This is a genomic window from Streptomyces sp. NPDC001728 (genome assembly GCF_040297565.1).
In the GTDB taxonomy this organism is placed as follows: Bacteria; Actinomycetota; Actinomycetes; order Streptomycetales; family Streptomycetaceae; genus Streptomyces.
This window is the reverse complement of record NZ_JBEOZK010000003.1, coordinates 52,544-72,377: the sequence shown is the minus strand read 5'-3', so window position 1 is coordinate 72,377 and position 19,834 is coordinate 52,544. Positions and strand designations below refer to the sequence as shown.

Below are 19,834 nucleotides of genomic sequence, written 5' to 3'. Positions count from 1 at the left end.
GTCCGGGGCCTTTCTCGTGCCCGGCGCGTCAGATGCGGACCTGGACGGCGCCGGAGAGGCGGTCGTGGAGGCCGCGGCCGTCGCGGTCCCAGATGAGGGCGGGGAGCGCCAGGCAGACGAGCAGGGAGCGGAGCGCCACCCGCGGCAGGCCGAGGCGCCCGCCGTGCACGGAGACGACCTGGAGGCCGAAGAGGCGCTTGCCCGGCGTCGAGCCGATGGTGCCGACGGTCAGCACGCTCAGGACGAGCAGGATGACCAGGGCCCAGTTGCCGGTGGCCTGGTTGTAGCCGTCGGTGATCAAGCCGTATGCGATCAGCGTGCAGAGGGCCCAGTCGACGGCGAGGGCGCCGAGCCGCCGTCCGGGGCGGGCGATCGAGCCGGGGCCCTCCTCGGGCAGTCCCAGCTGCTGACCGCGGTAGCCGAAGTCCACGCCGGCCTCTTCGGCCGCCGCGCGGGGGCCGGAGAGCCAGGATCCGAGTGCTTGCCTGTTGTCCACCCGACCACGGTACTGCGCCCGTTTTTGATCACTTCGGCCCGGGTGGGCGTAGCCGGGTCCGGCCGGCCGCCGAGCGCGCCGGAACTCCCCGGGGACACCCAGCCCGGTTAACTTCGACGAAACAATTGGGTCATGCTTGAGAAATCCCGTCTGCCTATGGTCGGGTCCAGCGTGTGCCACCGCACTGGCCGCACGACCGAGCTGCAACCCCGCCCCTCCCCGGGCCGGGAGTAGGAGGAGTTGGATGTCCGAGAAGCACGGGTTCCAGAACGCCGACGAGGTCAACAAGTTCATCAAGGACAACGACGTCAAGATGGTCGACGTCCGGTTCTGCGACCTTCCGGGCGTGATGCAGCACTTCACGATCCCGGCGACGGCCTTCGACCCGGCGGAGGAGCTCGCCTTCGACGGCTCGTCGATCCGCGGTTTCCAGGCCATCCACGAGTCCGACATGTCGCTCCGCGCCGACCTGTCGACGGCCCGTGTGGACCCCTTCCGCCGCGACAAGACGCTCAACATCAACTTCTTCATCCACGACCCGATCACGGGCGAGCAGTACAGCCGTGACCCGCGGAACATCGCGAAGAAGGCCGAGGCGTACCTCGCGTCCACCGGCCTCGCCGACACCGCGTACTTCGGCCCCGAGGCCGAGTTCTACGTCTTCGACTCGGTGCGCTTCGAGACCTCGGCGAACCAGGGCTTCTACCACATCGACTCCGAGGCCGGCGCCTGGAACAGCGGCTCGGAGGAGAACAACCGCGGCTACAAGGTCCGCTACAAGGGCGGCTACTTCCCGGCCCCGCCGGTCGACCACTTCGCCGACCTGCGCTCCGAGATCTCCCTGGAGCTGGAGAACGTCGGCCTCCAGGTCGAGCGCCAGCACCACGAGGTCGGCACCGCCGGCCAGGCCGAGATCAACTACAAGTTCAACACGCTGCTCGCCGCGGCCGACGACCTGATGCTCTTCAAGTACATCGTGAAGAACGTCGCCTGGCGCAACGGCAAGACCGCGACCTTCATGCCGAAGCCGATCTTCGGCGACAACGGCTCGGGCATGCACGTCCACCAGTCGCTGTGGTCGAACGGCGACCCGCTGTTCTACGACGAGACGGGCTACGCCGGCCTCTCGGACATGGCCCGCTACTACATCGGCGGCATCCTCAAGCACGCGCCGTCGCTGCTCGCCTTCACCAACCCGACGGTGAACTCGTACCACCGCCTGGTCCCGGGCTTCGAGGCCCCGGTCAACATGGTGTACTCGCAGCGCAACCGCTCCGCCGCCATGCGCATCCCGATCACGGGCTCGAACCCGAAGGCCAAGCGCGTCGAGTTCCGCGCGCCGGACCCGTCCTCCAACCCGTACCTCGCCTTCTCGGCGCTGCTGCTCGCGGGTCTCGACGGCGTCAAGAACAAGATCGAGCCGATGGAGCCGATCGACAAGGACCTCTACGAGCTGGCTCCCGAGGAGCACGCCAACGTCCCCCAGGTCCCGACCAACCTGGAGGCCGTCCTCACCGCCCTGGAGGAGGACAACGAGTACCTCCAGGCCGGCGGCGTCTTCACCTCGGACCTGATCGAGACGTGGATCGACTACAAGCGCACGAACGAGATCGCCCCGATCCAGCTGCGCCCGCACCCGCACGAGTTCGAGCTGTACTTCGACCTCTAAAGGTCCTCCGACCCGCGGATCCGTCGTACGACACGCACATGGGGCTGCCCCCTCCTCCCTCGGGAGGAGGGGGCAGCCCTCGTTCGTGCGTGCTGACAGTCCCTACGCCCGTCGGGCCGTGCGGGTGTCGGGGACGAACCAGGCACGGGCCGCCTTCACATAGCCGTCCGCCTGGGCCATGGGCCGGTCCAGCAGGGCCACCAGGTCGGTCTGCTGGGCGAGCAGCGCGGTGCGCAGGGCCGGGTCGTGCTCGGACATCCGCTGGAGGGCGGCGACCGCGCGGGCGCTGCACCTGCCGAGGCCTGGCCAGGAGCCGTCCGGGGAGCGCAGCTCATCGGTGCGGCCCTCGGCCGACGCGTAGGCGTAGGCGACGAAGACCGCGTGGGAGCCGGAGACCGCCGGGTTCACGATGTGCTCGGCCACGCCGCCGAGGGTCTCCCGGGTCCAGTTCTGGCGGGGCAGCCACATCGCGCCCCAGGCGGTGGCGTACGGGTAGGACGGGTTGGGGCTCCGCTTCGGGATCTGCGGGGAGAGCAGCCCGGCCTTGTTCATCGTGTGCAGGGAGTTCGCCATCCAGCCGATCTCGTTCCAGTGCTTCGCCTCGTCGAGCACCACATCGCGCCGTATCTGACCGTCGACGGCCTCGGCCACGGCGGGCGCCAGACGGTGGGCGAAGTCCGGCCGCACCCTGAGTGTGACGTCCAGCAGCACATCGACGGAGAAGGGGTTGAGCCGCTTCACCAGGGACTCGGGCGGCAGCTCCTCCAGTTCGTCGAGCAGCAGCCGTACGGGCTCCTCGGCTTCCGCCCTCACCAGCAGCGACAGCAGCGAGGGCAGGTGCGTCAGGTCCCGCACCCGCGCGAATCCGAGCCTCCGGGCCAGCCGCTGCCCGGGGACGGCCGCGGCCAGCCGGCAGGCCCACTCGGCGTCCCAGATCAGGGCCAGCCGCAGGACGTCGGCGAGCGCGGCCGGGCTGGTCACCTGTCTGACGGTCGCCTCGTGCCGCTTGCGGAGGTTGTCCACCCACTTCGAGTGGATGCCGCCGGACCGCAGCCCGAGCGCCACCAGCTGACGGACGATCTGGTACTGCTGGCTGGGGTGCTGGATGTGGGCGACCTCGCTGGTGAAGGCGTTCCACGCGCCGCCCTCGCCCTGGAGGTCGCGCATCAGCGCGACACCGGCGCCCTCGGACGTCCGTTCCACCGCCGTCAGCAGCCGGGCCGCCTCGGCGGGGTCGTTGTACACGGCCTGGCGCACCTTGTCCCGCAGCAGGCTGTCCCTGCGTCTGCGCCGGACGACCTCCTTGGCCTGGAGATACGCGAGGGTCGCCGCGGCGGTGGCTCCGTTCAGCCCGGCCAGTACGTTGATGACCTCGGTGACCTGGCTGGCGCCGGCCCCCCGGCTGATCTGCGCGCCCCAGCGCCGGCCCACCGACTCCGGGGTCTCGGCGCCGTTCTTCCGCAGCACCCACAGCCCGGCGTCCTCCACCGGCACACCGCCGTCGACCAGCGTCCTGGCGACCTCGCGGGCGCACAGCGCCGCCGACGAGGGCGAGGCGGAGGCCATCCGCTCGATGAAGACAGCCGCGTCGTGCTCGTTGACGTACTGGCTCGGCAGCCCCTGGTACATGGCGCGGCCGAGCTGGTGGAAGTAGCGCCGGGCGTCCGCGATGGGCGCTTCCTTCATCCCGTCGAAGAGCTTCTTGTCCGGCACGTGGCGGCCCAGCTTCTCCAGGAACTCCGCTCCGAACTCCTCGTCCTGCCCCATCAGCAGCGCGGCCTGCGGGCCCCAGGGCCGCATCGAGCGGTTCAGCACCCCGGCGACGACGTCCACGAACAGGTCGAGGCACTCCTCCCGGAAGGGAGCGTTGGCCTCCCAGATGCCCTTGATCAGGTGGTACTGGATGGAGATCCGCGGGTCCTCCTCCAGCCGGGCGCGCACCCAGTCCTTGCCGAGTTCCTCGGCGAGGAACTGGCCGAAGCCCTTCTTCTCGGTCAGGAACAGCTCGTCGACGCGCGCCGTCGCCGACAGCAGCAGACCGGCGCCCTTGGCGTCCTGGTTGCCCCGCACCTGCTGGGCGAGGGCGCGCGCGAGACCGGCGTCGGGGCGCTCCGCGCGGTCGCCGTACAGCGCGTGGCGGGCGGTGTAGTCGTGGATCTCGCTGGTCGTCCGGAGCAGCAGGGCCGCGTCCGTCGGGGTCGCGGTGCGCAGGGCGTTGTGGATGGCGACGCCGAAGCCGTCCCCCTTGTTGATCTTCTTGTCGTTGAGCAGCTTGGTGACGAAGGCGAGCTGGTAGTCGCGGGCCTCCTCCAGCGCGTACCGCAGGTCCACCGCGCCGGCGTGCCGCAGCGCCTGCCGGATGCGCGTCTCGTGCCGTACGAAGACGACGTCCCAGTCCTCGTAGTCGGGGTCGTAGCGTGCCCGCAGGACGAGGGACGCGACGTACAGCGCGATGCCGCGGGCGGGATCGGGGTCGTGTTCGAGGAGCTTGCGGACCTCGGCCTCGTTCTGGACCCAGGAGGCGTACTCCGGATTGCCGATGTCGTTGCCGGCGCGGCGCACCAGGCGTTCGACCCGGCTGACCGTGCGGTAGTCGAGGGCCTTGTCGGGGTTGAGGCGGATCAGGGTCTCCGATCCGCGCTTGGCCACGATCTGGTCGAGGCGCGGATCGTGGAAGCGGCTGAGCTGCTCCAGCACGCTGTAGAGCCCGTCACCGGCCCTCGGCCTGGCCGCCAGCAGGTCCTCGAACCGCTCCACCATCCACACCGCGAGGGTGTCGAACTGGGAGTCGCTGAAACGGTGCCGGTGCCGGTGGATCGCGCGGATCACGGCCAGCAGGTCGCGTGCGGACCGCAGGGTGATCTCCGGCAGCCGCGCCACGAGGGTCTTGAGCAGCTTGCCGATCACCTTCTCGCCGAGTGAGGAGTCCATCGCGAGCAGCACCAGCGCGATGCCCACCGGCGAGGCGTTCCGGCGCCACCTGGCGAAGTCGTCCTCGTGCTCGGGGTCGAGCAGGCGCTCCGCGAGGGTCCGGCAGGTGCGCTCGTCGTACAGGCGCGCGCCGCGGAGCACGGGCAGCAGCCCGCTGCGGCGGTCCTCCAGGTCGCGGAAGAGTTCCTTGGCGACGAGGTCGGCGACCTGGTCGTGGCGGCGCGGCCGGTCGGCCTCCTCGGGGTGGACGAGCTCGGCGTGGGCGTCCAGGATCGTGCGGCAGTCGACGTGGCTGGGGAAGCGGAGCCGGTCGGGGGCTCCGTCCGGGGCGGCGCCGATCCTGAAGAGGGGGGCGCGCTCCTCCTCGGGGACGGCCACGTTCCCGCCGAGCAGGGAGACGGCCGCGACGACGGCGGCCAGGTCCTGTGTGTCGGCCCCCAGTTCGGGGTCGTTGAAGGCCTGTCGCAGTTCCTCCTCCAGGCGCTCGGGCTTGTCGTTCCCGCCCCGGTAGTGGCACAGCCCGTTGACGAAGCGGCTGAGGTCGTGGACGCAGCGGCGCGCCAGGGCCTCGATGAAGCGGGCGTTCCCGGCGACCTCGTCCCCGTGGATCTGCCGGGCGCGGAAGGCCAGGTCGAGGAGGGCGGCGGGGCGGACGACGGAGTGGACGACGGTGAGGTTCGCCGCCTGCCAGTCGTGTTGCGAGTTGATGTCGTACTCGAGGCAGGCGAGCACGCTGACGCCGAGCTCCGCCGACACGGCGGGCAGCACGTGGTCGACGTCCGTCTCGCCCATCGGCCGGATGGCGTCGAGGATGACCACGGGGCAGCCGGAGTCCGGCTGTTCCGGGGCTCCGAGACTGCCGAGGGCGTGCCGTACGCCTTCGGCGAGGACGTCACCGCTCGGGAACGCCCGGTTGCCGGGGACGAGCATGATCACCCGCCGCCCGGTCTCGGCGAGCGCCCGTGCCGTGCAGCGGGCGATGCAGCTCTTCCCGGAACCGGACGGCCCTCCCAGAACGGCCACCTTGCGTTCCGGTTCCTGGAAGATCGCCACGAGGCTGTCGACCTGGTCGGTGCGGATGTCGGGGAGGTGCTGCCGGTCGGGCTGTGTCCGTGTCCAGTCGTAGAGGCTCCAGCCGGTGGCGCTCAGTTCGCTCGTGTGCCAGTTCCGCGTCCAGGCGTCCCAGGCCTCGCCCCAGTAGGCGCGGGCCGCGCCCGCCAGGGTGAGACCGGGGTCCGCGACCGCGAGCGTCGGGGCCGGGTCCCCGGCGGAGGTACGGAACCAGCCGCCGTGGCCGGGATGGACGAGCCCGCCGCCGCCGGCTCCGGCGCGCAGGGCCGCCTCGGCGGGGTCCATGGCCTGGAACTGCGTCGTCGGGTTGAGGTGGGGCAGCGCGTACGCGCCGGCGGCGAGCACACCGGGCGCGGGGTAGGGCAGTTCGGGCGCGCCGAGGGTCCGTGACAGCAGCCGGAGGGCGGCGGGCAGGGTCACGGTGGTGTCGTCGACGCGGGTCGGCGGCAGCAGGCCGGGGACCGCCAGCTTCGGCTTCGGGTCCCCCACGAGTTCCTCGTCGATCCCCAGCTGGAAGAGCAGGGTCCGTACGGGCTCGGCGCCGCTGTCGGAGGCCCTGTTGGTGGCCGGGGTGACGGAGCTCCACTTCCTGGTGATGCGGGCCAGCTCCCGGACCGCGTCGTCGTGGCCCATGGCGGTGTCGCCGGTCTTGCTCTCCAGGACGAACCGGGCCGCCCAGGCCGTGGGGGGCAGGTCCGGGTCGGCGGCGGGGTGGAGGACGGTGACGTCCAGGTGGGTGGCGGAGGTGGCCTCGGGGGCGGTCGACTCCCCGGTGGCGTCCTTCCCGGGTCCTGGGGCGTCACGCTCGGGGACGTACGGGCCGCTGTCGGGTGAGCAGGCCCATTCGTACAGCTGGGAGAGGTCCTCCTCCAGGCCCTCGACGGCCTGGAGGTGCGTCACCAGCTCGGCGTACGGTCCCTCGCAGGCCTGCGGGTCGGAGAGCAGGTCGACGAGGAGTTCGAGGCCTACGCGCCCGGAGCCATCGGTCACGAACCGGTCCGGGATGCCCAGCGCCGCACCGCGCAGCCCCCTGCGCTCCGCCTCCTGGAGCAGGGGCCGGACCCCCTGGGCGTGGAGCCTTTCGAGCAGGACGTCGAAGGGCGTGCGCGGGGCGGCCTCCTGACGCTTCGCCAGGACGGCGTCGAGGGCGAGCAGCGCGCCGATGACACCCTCGCGTGCCGAGACGGAGTCGAGAACCGTCATCTTGCCTCCTCACTGCGGTCGGTCCTCAGGAACGGGTCGGGGCGGGTCCGGGCGGGTCCGGTTCGGCCGGATCCGGTCGGGGCGCGTCGGGGCTGACGTCGAGGCAGAACACCCCTCGTACGTCGGCCACCACCAGGCGGGAGCCGTCCGCGTCGAGGGCCAGCGCGATCGGCTGGTCCGGCAGCGGCAGCCGGGGTGTCGGGCGTTCGTCGCCGGGGGTGATCGGGCGGACGCACAGCCAGGGGTTCTTCGCGTCCCCGGCCGCCGCCGCCAGGCTGTCGCCGACGGCGAGCGCGACCGCGCCGTCACGGGCGGCGGGCAGGTCCAGGCCCCGCGTCCCCCTGCTCTCGTCCCACACGAACAGGCCCCCGCCCTGGTCGAGCATCGCCACGGTGCGGCCGGTCGACGACACCACGGCGTGCTGCGTCGCGGGCATGAGCAGCGGCTGCCGTCGTACCGCCGACACTCCCGTGTCCTGGACGCGGGCGGTCACGGTGCCGAACTCGGTGGTGGCGACGAGCCGTACGTCACCGGCCGGGCCGCCCAGGTGGACCTGGGTCACCCGGCTCGATCCCGGCACGGCGAACGACCTGGTCCGCCCGGTGGCGCCCCATTCGACGACCTCGATCCGCGCGCCCCTGGCGACGGCGAGCAGCCCGTCGCCGTGCAGCGAGATCGCCGTGGCCCCGTCCAGGGCGGCCAGCGGCTCCGGGTCCTCTCCCGAGAGCGGTCGCCAGAGCAGTCCCGCGCCGTCCGTGACGAGCGCGACGACGGGTTCGCCGCCGACGACGGCGAGCGCCATGTGCGTGGCGATGCCGTCCTCCTCGGACCTCACCGGCTCGACGAGTGGCGCGCCGTCCGCGAGGTTCCACAGCTGTACGGACGCGTCGCCGTGGGTGGTCACCACGAAACCCTCGCCCCCCGCGCCCGCGACCGCGAGGAGGTCGGGTACGGCCACCTCGTCCTTGGGGGTGGCCCACAGGATGTCGACCCCGGCGCCGGAGCCGCGCGGGTCCAGATCGCGTCCGTCCTCCCCGGCCCTGAGGAGGGAGAGCTTCAGCTGGAACGCCCGCTCAGCCGGGTGGAGTCCGGGCTTCTGGGTCCGTACCCCCGCACCGACCGCGTCCGGCAGGGCGTCTCGCCCTCCGTCCCGCAGCTGTCGGGCGAGGGCGCCGGCGGGCAGCGCGTTCCAGAAGGCCGGCGAGGAGAGTTCGGCGGCGAAATCCCGGCGGTGGTGCCGGGCGACGTCCCCGAACAGGGCGGTCAGCGCCGTGTCGGCCGCCCAGTCGATCCCGGCCCCCTCGGACGCGTGGACGGGCAGGCACTCCCGTACCGCCTCGGCGAACTCCGACCCGGAGGGCCGCGGCGCGAAGGGGGTGGCGAGGCGCCACGCGGGGGGCTGCGGGGCGGGGCCTGAGCCGCTTCCCTTACGGGTGCCCCTGCCCGTACCGCTGCCCTCACCCGTAACGGCCGCGGTGTTCGTCACCGAGTCGCCCAGCAGTTCCGCGGCCTCCCTCGCGTCCTCCGGGCCATACGTCCCGCCGGAGTGGTCCGAGGCCGTGGCGAGGGCCGCCCAGTGCTCGGCGGTCAGCCCGGCCTCGTGCCCGCACTCGGCTGCCGCCCGTACCGGTTCCAGCATCGCCCGGCACCAGACATCCGAGTGGTCCCGGGCGGCGAGCAGGCTCAGATGGAAGGTCCGCAGCCGCTTCCCCGCCGCGTCCCGCGCGCTCGCCGCGCCGTCGCCGTGCGGCGGGGTGCGGAGGAACTCGTCGACCGCGTGGACCGCCGCTCCGAAGTGTCCGTGGCAGGCGGCGGCGATCGCGCCGACGCCCCTCCGGGACGGGGTTCCGGGGGTGCCCCCGCCGGCCGTCGAAGCATGGCGCAGCCGGGCGTCGACATACGCGCGGACGCCCTCGTCGTCGGTGCCTAGCTGGAACACCGGCAGCTGGCGGTCCTGCCACACCCTGTCGGCGGCCGGGTCGTGACCGGCCGAGGCGATGACGGTCGTCCGCGCGTACTCGGCGAGCGGGTCGAGCAGCTCCGTGACCAGGGCCGCGGGCCCGCCGTCGGCCAGGTGGAGGTCGTCCACCAGTACGGTCCGGGGAGGCAGGGCCTCCAGGGCCTCGCACAGCTCGTCCGGCGTCGGGGTGCCCTCCAGGCCGAGGCCGAGCGCCCGGCCGATCCGCCGGGCCAGGCCCGACACGGTGGCGTCCTGGGCGGACACCAGCGCGTGCACGGAGTCGTCCGGGAGGATCAGGCCCCCGCTCCGCCGCCGGGCGACGGGCGGCAGCCGCCGCCGCCACTCGGGCTTCCCGCACACGGCCAGATGCCCCAGCAGCGCACTCTTGCCGACCCCGGCCGCGCCCCGCAGGATGAGCGGCCCGGCCGGTCCGCCGCCGGCGATGAACGCGCGGAGACGCCGCTGCTCCTCGGCCCGGCCGGAGAAGTACCAGCCCTCCTGCCGCGGTCGGCTCCGGCCTCGTGCGAGGTGGGACCACTCGTCGAGGCCGTCGAGCCAGTCGGGGGAGGTTCGGGGCATGTACGCCGGATCGGGCAGCGCGCGGCAGCTCCCGCGGCCGGCGGAGTACACCCAGACCTCCTGTTCGACCGTCGGCAGGTGGCCGTTGACCCGCTCCACGAGGACCGTGGGATCGATGAACTGCGATGTGCCGGGGCTGTGTTCGAGCGTCTTGGCGAAGGCGCGGGCGAAGGCGAGCTGTCCGGCCTGCTGCGTCCTGCGAGCCGTGGCGATCACCCAGGCGTCGTAGTCGACACGCCCGAGGGCGGCCTGACTCCGGAGGGTGCCCATGGCGTCGGCCGCGCCGGACTCGGAGTAGCAGGCGTCGAGAACGAGGACCGCCTGGCCGAAGAGGGTCTTCCTGAGTTCGTCGTCGCTCCCGTACAAGGTGTTGATGATCTTCTGCGGCGGAAGGAGGTCCTTCGCCGACTTCGTGTGCGTCGGCAGGGCCAGGCCCCAGTTCACGCCCTCCCTCTCGCCGTGTCCCGTGCAGTAGACGAACAGGGACAGCGGCGGCTCCTGCTCACCGCTCCTCACCGTCTCCAGCCACTTGCCGAGGTCCGCGCACACCTGGTGCAGGCCCCGCTCCCCCGGGCCGGGCCTGCGGATCTCCCGCATCCCCAGGTCCTGGAGCGTGCGGCGCATCGAGCTCAGTTCGTGCGGTACGTGTTCGAGCCGCGCCAGGCCACTGCCCTCGCCGTATTCGCCCTCCCCGGCCAGGAGGAACCACCGCTCACCCAAGAGCTGCCTCGACTGCGCGAGCGGTCCACACGTTGGCGAGGTAGCGGGTGCAGTCGTGCATGTGGAGCAGGGGGTTGGTGACGCCGAAGTCCTCGACTTCGTCGTTGTAGAGGGTCTTCAGCTGCTTGCGCAGGGCGACGACGTCCTGCTCCGCGGCCACGTTCACCCAGCGGCGGACGGACGGCGGGCGCCCCGGCTCCGCGTCGGCCGAGCGGGCCAGTCGGCGGCGGATGGACTTCAGCCCGAGCGGCGAGCCCATGGTGACCAGGGTGTCGATCCGGACGTCCTTGAGCTTCCACAGGACCTCGTAGGCGGCCACGCTGCCCAGCGAGTGGGCGAGGACCACCCGGGTGTCCTCCTGGATCGCCGTCTCCAGCTCGGCCCGGATCTCCTCGCCGAGGGCCGGTTCCTCGAAGTACCGGTGCACCTGCTTGATCTGGCGGATGAGGACCGAGGCGGTGATTCCGCCGAGGTACGGCGTCCGCTCCAGGATGCTGAGGCAGGCCTGAGCGCCGCGGACGACGCCCCCCTTGGCGGCCGGCTCGGCGCCGTCCTCGTCGAAGGCCGCCGGGTCCGCCTCCCTGGCCATGGCCTCCAGGAGTTCGTACTCGAAGCCGTCGGCCACGTCGGCGGCGGTGTAGAGCGCGCCACCGCCGGCCTTGCCCGTGCCGCCGTTGTACAGGTGTCCGTAGAAGGCCGCTTCGAACGACACCGTCGCGGCTTCGGCGTAGCGGATGTTCCGCAGGCCGGTGCGCAGCGCTCCGTGCCACGTCTCGTGCATCTCCTCGCGCGACCGCCAGGACCAACCGATGCCGTGTACGCCGACGATGCGGGCCACGTTCGCCTCCCCCGATGACGGGCCGGAACGTCCGGCCGAGCTTGCCAGAAGAATAGCCCCGAACGACCGGGAGGGAGGAGGCGCGAAGGTGACGGCCCCTCTCCTCCCTTATCTCACCGTGCAGTTGGGCGGCCGGCCTGTCGGCCAGGGTCGGCCGGACACCGGGAAACCCGGACCGGCCGCCCCAGAGTGTCCCGGGAGCGGCCGGTCCGTCGCTCGCTCTCCTCCGGTCAGCGGCCGTAGCGGATCAGGGACCGGACCATGCGGCAGGTGGTGTCCGAGGGCGGGCGGATGCCGAGGGTGACGGCCGTGCTGCGTATCTTCGCGTCCGTGGCCTTCGACGGGATGTAGACCCCGGCGTCGAGCAGGGCGATCGACAGGCGCATGGCCTTCAGGCGCCGGTTGTGCGACACGTACCACTCGCGGGGGCGGCCCGCGGGGAGCGCCTTCCTCTGCAGGGGCTTCCAGGGTTCGAGGGACGGAGTCCGGATCACGGCGAGTGCCATGGGCTACCTCCTGGCGGACGGTGGGGCGCGAGCCCTCCCCGGGGCCCTCGCCTTCACCCACCATTTTAGTGACCCCCACTGACAATCGCCCCTGGCCAGGCAGGGTTTGGGGGGTGGTGGAGGGAGGCTTGGGGGGTACCGTGGGAGCCATGGAGATCTGGATCAATCCCGCCTGTTCCAAGTGCCGCGGCGCCCTCACCCTGCTCGACGCCGAGGGCGCCGAGTACACCGTGCGCCGCTACCTGGAGGACGTGCCCTCCACCGACGAGATCCGGCAGGTGCTGGACCGGCTCGGGCTCGAACCGTGGGACATCACACGGACGGAGGAGGCCGTCGCCAAGGAGCTGGGCGTGAAGGAGTGGCCGCGCGACGCCGGGGGCCGCGACCGGTGGATCGAGGCGCTCTCCGCGCACCCGAAGCTCATCCAGCGGCCGATCATCACCGCCGAGGACGGCACCGCGGTCGTGGGCCGCTCCGAGGAGGCGGTCCGGGACGCGCTGTCGCGCTGAGCCGGTGGGGCCGGCCCGGTCGCGCCGCGTCGGCCTCGCGGTCCCGGCTGTCGGGTCAGTCCCGGAGGAAGCCCGCGATACGGGCCAGCTCGGCGGGGCCCAGAGCGGCCGGCAGCGTGTGGTGGGTCGCGGCCGGGACGATGTCCGCCCGCAGGCCCAGGGCCGTCGCGCCGGCCGCCACCCGACGGGCGTCATGGGCCCGGCCCGCTCCGGCCAGGAGCAGCAGCACCGGCGGGCGCAGCCCCGAGAGTTCGGCTGCCGTGGGGCGGGGGCCGGTGACCGGGCGGCGCCGGGGCAGGTCCGCCGCGAGGGCGTCGAGCCTCCGTACCGCCGGGTCGTACTCCGCGCCGCCCGTCTCCCACGCCAGGAACGCCGCCGTCCGCGCGGGTCTCGGGCGCAGCAGCATCGGCAGGGCCCGCAGCAGGTAGCCCGGGCGGAAGCCGGCGAAGCAGCCGGTGGGGTCGAGCAGGACGAGGCGGTCGGTGCGGGCGGGGGACGCGAGTGCGTACCGGAGGGCGATCCACGCGCCGTACGAGTGGCCGCAGAACGCCGCCGACGCGATCCCCAGGCCGTCGAGCAGGGCGTCGAGCCAGGCCGTCAGGTCGGCGGCGGTACGGATCGGGCGGTCACCCGGCCTGCTGCGGCCAGGTCCGCCGACGAGGTCGACGGCGTGGACCCGGTGCGTGGTGCCGTACGGGGTGGCGATTTCCGTGACGGTCGTGGGGTGCGGCCAGGTCGCCAGGAGTGCGTCGTACACGGAGTCGAAGCGGTCGGACACGGTCGGTACGATCCTCTCGTTCGGCGATAATCTCGATGAACGAGATAATAGGAGGACGTGGTGGCGGAGTCACCCGAGATGCGGATCTTTCACCTGCTCCGCGAGGTCACGGTCGAATACGGCCTGCGACAGGGCGAGTTCGCCGCGCGGAACGGCATGCACCCCACGGACGTCCGCGCCCTGATCTCGCTCCTCGACGCCGAACGCGCGGGCACTGACGCGACCGCCGGGTGGCTCGGCGAGCGGCTCGGCCTCAACTCGGCCGGCACGACCGCCGTCGTCGACCGCCTCGAACGCCTGGGGTACGTGGCCCGCGTACGCGACACCCGCGACCGGCGGCGGGTACTGCTCACCGTGGAGGAACACGCCGAGGAACTCGGCCGCGCGCACTTCGGCCCCCTGAGCGACGGGGCGGTGACGCTGCTCGACGGCTTCGATGAGGGCGAGAAGGAGGCCGTACGACGGTTCCTGACGGGGGTACGGGACCTGCTGGGCGGCGGGGAGGACCGGTGACGGGCGGGGACGGCGAGGGGCTGGGCGGGGAAGTGCGCGGCGAACCGGGCGGGGCGGATGGGGCCGACGGGGCCGACGGGGCCGACCGGCTCGGTGAGCCCGGTGAGCCCGGTGACCCCGGTGACCCCGGTGACCCCGGTGACCCCGGTGAAGACCTGCACCGAACGCCGGGCGGAAGCGGCGGGCTCAGCGGCCCCGACGACGACCCGCGCCCCCACCCCGACCCGCGCGGCGGAGCCCACGCTCTCGGTGTCGATCTGCACCTGGATCTCGGCGGCGCCGGCGGGCGGCGGGCCGCGCTCGCCGGGGCGCTGCGCGAGGCCGTGCGCTCCGGGCGGCTCGCCCCCGGCACCCGGCTGCCGCCCTACCGCTCGCTCGCCGCCGACCTCGGCATCGCCCGCAACACCGTCGCCGACGCCTACGCCGAACTCGTCGCCGAGGGCTGGCTCACCTCCCGCCAGGGCTCCGGGACCCGCGTCGCCGACCGGGTCGCGGCGCCCTCCCCCGGCCCGGTGCGGCCGGCCGCGCCGCCGCCGCTCCCGTACGACCTGGTCCAGGGCAAGCCCGACCCCGGCTCGTTCCCGCGCGCCGCCTGGCTCGCGGCGGCCCGGCACGCGCTGACGGACGCCCCGCACGAGGCCTTCGGCATCGGCGACCCGCAGGGCCGGACCGAACTGCGGCACGCGCTCGCCGAGTACCTCGCGCGGGTCCGGGGCGTACGGACCGCCGCGGACCGGATCGTGATCTGCTCGGGCGCCGCGCACGCGCTGCGGCTGCTCGCCCGGGTCCTCGGCGGCGGGGCGGCGGGTCCCTGGGCCGTGGAGGAGTACGGGCTGCCCTTCCACCGCGGGCTCCTCACCGAGGCCGGGATCGCGACCGTGCCCGTCGCCGTCGACGGGAACGGGGCGCGGACCGCCGAGATCCCCCGCCACGCGCGCGCGGTGCTGCTGACCCCCGCCCACCAGTTCCCCACCGGCGGACCGCTGCACCCCGAGCGGCGGGCCGGGGTCCTGGAGTGGGCGCGGGTCTCCGGCGGTCTGGTGGTCGAGGACGACTACGACGGGGAGTTCCGCTACGACCGGCGGCCGGTGGGCGCGGTCCAGGGTCTCGACCCGGACCGGACCGTCCTCCTCGGCTCCGTCAGCAAGAGCCTCTCCCCCGCGTTGCGGATCGGCTGGATGTGCCTGCCGGCCGGCCTGGTGGACCGGGTCGTCGCGGCGAAGGGCGTGCGCGAGCCGCACACCTCGGCCACCGAACAGCTCACGCTCGCAGGGTTCCTCGCCTCCGGCGCGTACGACCGGCACGTCCGGCGCATGCGGCAGCGGCACCGGGCCCGGCGCGACCGGCTGGCGGCGGTGCTCGCCGAGCGGGTGCCGGCGGTCCGGGTGACGGGGATCGCCGCCGGACTGCACGCCGTGGTCGAACTGCCGGCGGGCACGGAGCCTGCGGCGGTCGCGGCGGCGGCCCGGCACGGCGTCGCCGTGGAGGCTCTCGCCGGCTACCGCCACCCGGAGGCCGGCGGCCGGCCCCACCAGGACGGCCTGGTCGTCGGCTACGCCACGCCGCCGGAGCGGTTGTTCGGCCCTGCTCTGGACGCGTTGTGCGCGGGCTTGGGAGAGGCCCTGGGCGGCGCCTCGGGCGACGTCTCGGGCAGCGCCTCGGGCAGGACGGCGCTCAGCCCGCCACCGGCAGGACCTTCGTCATGACCAGCTCGGGAGCCGACGGAAGCGTGGCGGGAGCTGTCGTGGGGACGGCGGCGGGGGCATGGCCGAGGCGCTCGTACAGGGCGATCGCCTCGGTGTTGCCCCGGAGCACGGAGAGCCGCAGGACCGTGGCCCCGCCGCCGTGGGCCCAGGTCTCGACGGCGGCGATCAGGCGGGCGGCCAGGCCGTGGCCGCGGGCCCCGGGCGCCACCCAGACGGAGCGCAGCTCCGGGAGGCCGTCCGGCGCGAGGAGCCCGCCCGCGAGTCCGACCGGCCGGCCGTCGAGCAGGGCGAGGACCCCGTACGTCTCCGGGTCGTCGAACCGGGCCCGCCACCGTTCCTCACCGCCCCGGCCCCAGTCGGCGAGCCGGACCCCGAACGCCTCCGGCGAGGTGGTGAGCGCGACCACGCGGGCCTCGCGCCAGAGCGGCCAGTCCGCCGGGGTGACAGTCCGCAGGACCGGCCGGCCCGCGCCGGGCTCAGGCGCCGGCGGCACGCCGCTCCACCTCCGTGAGGATCTCGGTCAGGCGGAGACCGAAGCGGGCGTCGCAGTCGTGCGGGCGTCCCGTGCGGGCCGCCGCGACGAGGGCGTCCACGGCCGTGCCGAACGCCCCCACCGCCCCGTCCCAGCGGGGCATTTCGGTGCGTCCGGCGGTGCCGTACAGGGTGAGGGCCGCCTCCGCCGCCTCCGGCGGGGCGCTCAGGGTGAGCGTGGCCGTGCTGCTCGCCCCCGACGCGTGCCGCAGGACCAGGTGGTGGGTGTCCGCCGGACCCCGGGCGGCCGTGATCTCCGTGACGTCGCCGAGGACCGGCAGGTAGACGGAGAGCACGTGCGGGCCCACGTCCCACAGGCCGCCCTTCTCGCGGCGCCAGGGGGAGGCCGCGTACGCGCTGGCGGAACCCGGCCCGTAGAGCGAGCCGAGCCAGTGGGCCTCGCCCAGGAACCAGCCGTCCGCCGCGGCCTGCTCCTCGATCCAGCGGGCGGTCGGCTCCGCGAAGCGCAGGGTGCAGAAGACCACCGAGGCGACCCCGGCGGTCTCGACCGCGTCGGCGACCGCGCGGGCCCCGGCCACGGTCGTGGCCACCGGCTTGTCCAGGAGGACGTGACAGCCGGCCTCCGCCGCGCGCACGGCCAGCGGGGCCTGGACGTCCGGCGGGAGGGCGAGCGCCACGGCGTCGCTGGCCGCGAAGAGGGCGTCCACGTCGTCGTACGCGCGCGTGCCCGACGCGGCGGCGAGCTCGGCCGCCGCCTCGGGGCGTCTGCCCCACACCCCGCTGAACTCGATGCCGGAATGCCCGGCCAACGCGGGCGCGTGCGTGCGCCCGGCCCAGGGGCCGGTGCCGAGCAGTCCGATACGGGGCTTCCCACCCAGGTGCTTCGCCATGCCCCCAGTCTGCCCCGCACCAGTGACAACCGACCCGGGGCCCGGCCACCCGGCCCGGCCCACCACCCCGACCCCCCGCCGCACTCTCCCTCTTCCCTCCCGCGTCCCCTCCCCCGAAATCCGCTCGCCCCGCTCCCCCCACCCGGTGTTAGCGTTCCCGGGCCGGCCGCGGGACTCCGGTGCGACTTCCGGAACCTGCCTCTGAAGCAACGTCTTCGCTGTTCGCGCCCCCATTCCCCGGCCGGCACCCATGCGCCGGGAGGAGAGTGCCGTGTCCGAGCTCGTCGCCGCCGAGGACGTACTCCTCTTCGTCAACGCCGCCGTGACCGCCACCGGACAGCGGGAGTTCCGCTCCTCCGCCGCCGAGCAGCGCTTCTCGCTCGCGTTCCTCCACGAGTACGTACGCGTCAACTACCGGCCCGTGTACGCCGCCTCGCTCGCGCTCGACATCAACGACCACAACGCCGCGCTCGTCATCGAGCAGCTGCTCCGCACGCCCGGGGAGGCGGAGCCGGGCGAGGGCCGGCTGATCGCCGCGCGCCTCGCGAAGCTGCCGCCTCCGCGGGTCTACCGGCTGTTCCGTACGCTGCGCGCCGCCGGGGTCAACAACCGGCGCACGCGCGCGATCGTGCGCGCGTGGCTGGCGGCCCGGCCCGACCCGGCGCTCGACGCGGTGAAGTACCGCGGCGGCCTCAAGGCCACCCTCCGGCACGTCCACGGGCGGCTGCCCGACCCGGAGACGGGCGACTTCCTCTTCGCGCCGGGCCGCCGGGTCCGGTACGAGAACGCGACCCTCGACGCGCACCGCCGGGCGCACTACGAGCAGGGCGCGCTGTACGAGCTGCCGTTCACGGTCGCGGAGGGCTTCGCCGCGAAGCACGGGGTGCCGCGCGCGGTGTTCCTGGAGCGGATCGCACCCCGGATGACCCGGCTCGAAAAGCTCAGGACGGCGCGGGCCGCCGATCTGTCCGTGATGCCGCTGACCCGGCTCGCGCTGTTCGTCCTGTCGCTGCCGTTCGGTGAGCGGGTGGAGCGGCGGGCCGAGCTGACGGGTGCGCTGCGCGCGGCGGCACGGCGCACGGCGGGGCCGTACGCCGGGAGCTGGGGCCGGATCGCGGCCGTGCTCGACGACAGTTTCTCCTCCTCGGGTTCGGCGGTGAAGCGGCGCCGACCGCTGGCCGTCGCGCTCGGCGCCCACTTCCTCCTTGAAGCCCTCGCGGCGCCGGGGGCGTACACCCCGCTGTGGACCTCGGGCGGCGACGATCCGCTGCTCGTCCGGCCGTACGGGCCGACTCCGCTGGGTCTGCGGATCCTGGACGCCCTGGACACCGGTCCCGACCGGCTGCTGATCGTCTCGGACGGCTGGGACAACGCCCCGCCGGGGCTCGCGGGCGAGGTGCTGCGGGTGTGGCGGACGCGGCTCGATCCGGAGCGCCGGACGAGCGTGGTGCACCTGAACCCCGTATACGACGCGGAGGGCTTCGACGTGCGCCGGCTGGCGCCGAGCGTGCCGGCCGCGGGCATCCGGGACGCGGAGGATCTGGCGGCGCTGGTGGAGATCGCGCAGTTCGCCGAGGGCCGGACGGGCTTCGCCGAACTGCGGGCCTATCTGGACCGGCGGGCGGAGCTGTTCCTGAGGGCAGCCGGAGAGGGGGCCGGGCGATGACCCGGATCGATCTGACCGGGCTCGACGTGCGGCCCGCGCAGGTGTGGGGCGGGGTGCGGATCGTGCCGCTCGTGCGGGACCGGCCGGTGCCGGGGCTGCGGCTGCACCGGGAGGTGTACGAGGGGTGGGGCGCGGTGGAGCTGCCCGACCGCACCGCGTACACCTCGTACATCCCGCACGGCTTCGTCGCCGACTGGTCGGGGACGGGATCGGGCGCGGAGTCCGCCGCGTACGGCACCCGGCTCGGCGACGGCGCGGGGACTCGCGCGGGCACGCACTCCGGTGCGCCCTGGGGCGCGCCGGAGTGCGTGCCCGTGCGCCGGATCCACCGCATGGCCAAGCGCCGCCAGGGCGAGCGGCGGCTGCGGTTCCTGCCACTGCACCTCGCCCTGGAGGGGTATCTCGCGCTGCACTTCGGCGGGCCCTCCGTCGTCTGGGACGAGTGGTCCCGCGAGGCGCTGCGGCACGGTCTCTCGCCGCGTGCCGAGGCGGCGTACGCGGGGTGGGCGGTGCCGGGGCTCGCGGAGGCGCCGCGGGTCTTCGAACTGCACCCGGGTCAGTGCGGGCTGCTCCTGTACGTGGCCGACGCGCTCGCCGCGGCCTTCGTGGTGCCGCACCCGGAGGACTACCGGCTGCTGCACCCGACGCTCGTCGAGGACCTGTACGGGGAGCTGGTCCACCAGTACGCGTACTACGGCGGCCCGGTGCCCGAGTTCACCGCGCGGATCCGGGACGGCGCCGGCGGCATCCGGAACCTCGCGGACCTGCGGGCGGCGGCCCGGGAGCAGGAGCGGGCCTGGGCGGTGGCCCACGACGGGCTGATGGCGCGGGACCTCCTGGAGACCTCGTACGCCTTCGAGCGGGCGTACCGGGCGGGGCCGTTCGATCTGTACCGGTTCCTGCCGCCGTTCGAGCGGGGCGGGCGGGAGCAGCACATCGGTGAGGTGATCACCGACCGGAAGGGGCGGACGGCCTATCTGAAGACCTTCCGGCTCTCCGAGAAGCAGATCCGGAAGGGGTACCTGCTGCACCGGCTCGCGGACTGCGACTGGCACCTCGGGCGGACCGCGGAGGCGCTGGGGACCTCGTACGCCGAGGTGGTCCTGCGGGTGCGGGCGGCGGGGCTCGGCGCCCTCCTCGACGCGCACCGGGTCGAGGAGCGGCTGCGGGCCGATCGGGGGAAGAACGGGAAGATCAGGGAGGCCGAGTAACACGGGGTTCACAAACGGGCAACCGATGGGAAATCCCGTGTTGCGAAGCTGCGGTCGAACACACACCGCGCATTCGGCGCGGAGACCGCAGCTTCT

The 19,834-nt window shown here is 73.8% G+C and carries 14 protein-coding genes; 6 read left to right on the top strand and 8 right to left on the bottom strand.

The features are described 5' to 3' along the window. Positions 1-28: 28 nt before the first annotated feature. A complete protein-coding gene (locus ABT154_RS05770; protein ID WP_056560323.1) occupies positions 29-496 on the bottom strand; it encodes an RDD family protein in 468 nt (155 codons plus the stop codon). 244 nt (positions 497-740) lie between these two features. Here ABT154_RS05770 and glnA point away from each other — a divergent pair, with 244 nt between their 5' ends. Then, positions 741-2,165, top strand: coding sequence for a type I glutamate--ammonia ligase (gene glnA, locus ABT154_RS05765; protein WP_351853324.1), 1,425 nt, complete (start codon positions 741-743; stop codon positions 2,163-2,165). A 102-nt stretch (positions 2,166-2,267) separates the two neighbouring features. Here the strand turns inward: glnA and ABT154_RS05760 are convergent, their stop codons facing one another. The 4 genes from ABT154_RS05760 to ABT154_RS05745 all read right to left on the bottom strand — a co-directional run bounded on the left by ABT154_RS05760 (position 2,268) and on the right by ABT154_RS05745 (position 11,973). Beyond that, positions 2,268-7,370, bottom strand: coding sequence for a hypothetical protein (locus ABT154_RS05760; RefSeq protein WP_351853321.1), 5,103 nt, complete (start codon positions 7,368-7,370; stop codon positions 2,268-2,270). A 25-nt stretch (positions 7,371-7,395) separates the two neighbouring features. Next, complete coding sequence (locus tag ABT154_RS05755) at positions 7,396-10,629, bottom strand: ATP-binding protein (protein WP_351853318.1); 3,234 nt, start codon at positions 10,627-10,629, stop codon at positions 7,396-7,398. Continuing rightward, positions 10,622-11,467 (bottom strand): hypothetical protein, encoded by an 846-nt coding sequence (locus ABT154_RS05750; protein ID WP_351853316.1) that lies wholly within the window; start codon positions 11,465-11,467, stop codon positions 10,622-10,624. Before ABT154_RS05750 ends, ABT154_RS05755 begins: the two co-directional genes overlap by 8 nt. Before the next feature lie 230 nt (positions 11,468-11,697). Further along, a complete protein-coding gene (locus ABT154_RS05745; RefSeq protein ID WP_351853314.1) occupies positions 11,698-11,973 on the bottom strand; it encodes a hypothetical protein in 276 nt (91 codons plus the stop codon). 149 nt (positions 11,974-12,122) lie between these two features. On the opposite strand from ABT154_RS05745, the gene ABT154_RS05740 reads away from it, so the two are divergent. Then, on the top strand, positions 12,123-12,482 hold the full coding sequence (locus tag ABT154_RS05740) for an arsenate reductase family protein (RefSeq protein WP_351853311.1): 360 nt from the start codon (positions 12,123-12,125) through the stop codon (positions 12,480-12,482). 55 nt (positions 12,483-12,537) lie between these two features. Here the strand turns inward: ABT154_RS05740 and ABT154_RS05735 are convergent, their stop codons facing one another. Beyond that, entirely contained in the window at positions 12,538-13,260 is a 723-nt protein-coding gene (locus ABT154_RS05735) for an alpha/beta fold hydrolase (RefSeq protein WP_351853309.1), read from the bottom strand. A gap of 78 nt (positions 13,261-13,338) precedes the next feature. Here ABT154_RS05735 and ABT154_RS05730 point away from each other — a divergent pair, with 78 nt between their 5' ends. Both ABT154_RS05730 and pdxR read left to right on the top strand, forming a co-directional pair. After that, the gene (locus ABT154_RS05730; protein WP_351854221.1) at positions 13,339-13,773 is read left to right on the top strand and encodes a MarR family transcriptional regulator; all 435 of its coding nucleotides are present in this window, start codon (positions 13,339-13,341) and stop codon (positions 13,771-13,773) included. A 263-nt stretch (positions 13,774-14,036) separates the two neighbouring features. After that, complete coding sequence (pdxR, locus tag ABT154_RS05725) at positions 14,037-15,479, top strand: MocR-like pyridoxine biosynthesis transcription factor PdxR (RefSeq protein WP_502969463.1); 1,443 nt, start codon at positions 14,037-14,039, stop codon at positions 15,477-15,479. On the opposite strand, the gene ABT154_RS05720 is transcribed toward pdxR, so the two are convergent. Beyond that, a complete protein-coding gene (locus ABT154_RS05720; protein WP_351853307.1) occupies positions 15,448-15,972 on the bottom strand; it encodes a GNAT family N-acetyltransferase in 525 nt (174 codons plus the stop codon). The two genes, pdxR and ABT154_RS05720, sit on opposite strands and share 32 nt — an antisense overlap. Further along, the gene (locus ABT154_RS05715; RefSeq protein WP_351853306.1) at positions 15,956-16,861 is read right to left on the bottom strand and encodes a Gfo/Idh/MocA family protein; all 906 of its coding nucleotides are present in this window, start codon (positions 16,859-16,861) and stop codon (positions 15,956-15,958) included. Before ABT154_RS05715 ends, ABT154_RS05720 begins: the two co-directional genes overlap by 17 nt. 250 nt (positions 16,862-17,111) lie before the next feature. Here ABT154_RS05715 and ABT154_RS05710 point away from each other — a divergent pair, with 250 nt between their 5' ends. Together ABT154_RS05710 and ABT154_RS05705 are read left to right on the top strand one after the other, a co-directional pair. Further along, on the top strand, positions 17,112-18,527 hold the full coding sequence (locus ABT154_RS05710) for a hypothetical protein (protein WP_351853304.1): 1,416 nt from the start codon (positions 17,112-17,114) through the stop codon (positions 18,525-18,527). Beyond that, a complete protein-coding gene (locus ABT154_RS05705) occupies positions 18,524-19,738 on the top strand; it encodes an ARPP-2 domain-containing protein (RefSeq protein ID WP_351853301.1) in 1,215 nt (404 codons plus the stop codon). The genes ABT154_RS05710 and ABT154_RS05705 overlap by 4 nt, the downstream gene beginning before the upstream one ends. The last annotated feature ends 96 nt before the right edge of the window (positions 19,739-19,834 follow it).

Coding starts and splice junctions, on each gene's coding strand:
- ABT154_RS05740 (WP_351853311.1), top strand. CDS start 12,123: ATGGAGATCTGGATCAATCCCGCCTGTTCCAAGTGCCGCGGCGCCCTC.
- ABT154_RS05715 (WP_351853306.1), bottom strand. CDS start 16,861: ATGGCGAAGCACCTGGGTGGGAAGCCCCGTATCGGACTGCTCGGCACC.
- glnA (WP_351853324.1), top strand. CDS start 741: ATGTCCGAGAAGCACGGGTTCCAGAACGCCGACGAGGTCAACAAGTTC.
- ABT154_RS05710 (WP_351853304.1), top strand. CDS start 17,112: ATGCGCCGGGAGGAGAGTGCCGTGTCCGAGCTCGTCGCCGCCGAGGAC.
- ABT154_RS05745 (WP_351853314.1), bottom strand. CDS start 11,973: ATGGCACTCGCCGTGATCCGGACTCCGTCCCTCGAACCCTGGAAGCCC.
- ABT154_RS05760 (WP_351853321.1), bottom strand. CDS start 7,370: ATGACGGTTCTCGACTCCGTCTCGGCACGCGAGGGTGTCATCGGCGCG.
- ABT154_RS05730 (WP_351854221.1), top strand. CDS start 13,339: ATGCGGATCTTTCACCTGCTCCGCGAGGTCACGGTCGAATACGGCCTG.
- ABT154_RS05705 (WP_351853301.1), top strand. CDS start 18,524: ATGACCCGGATCGATCTGACCGGGCTCGACGTGCGGCCCGCGCAGGTG.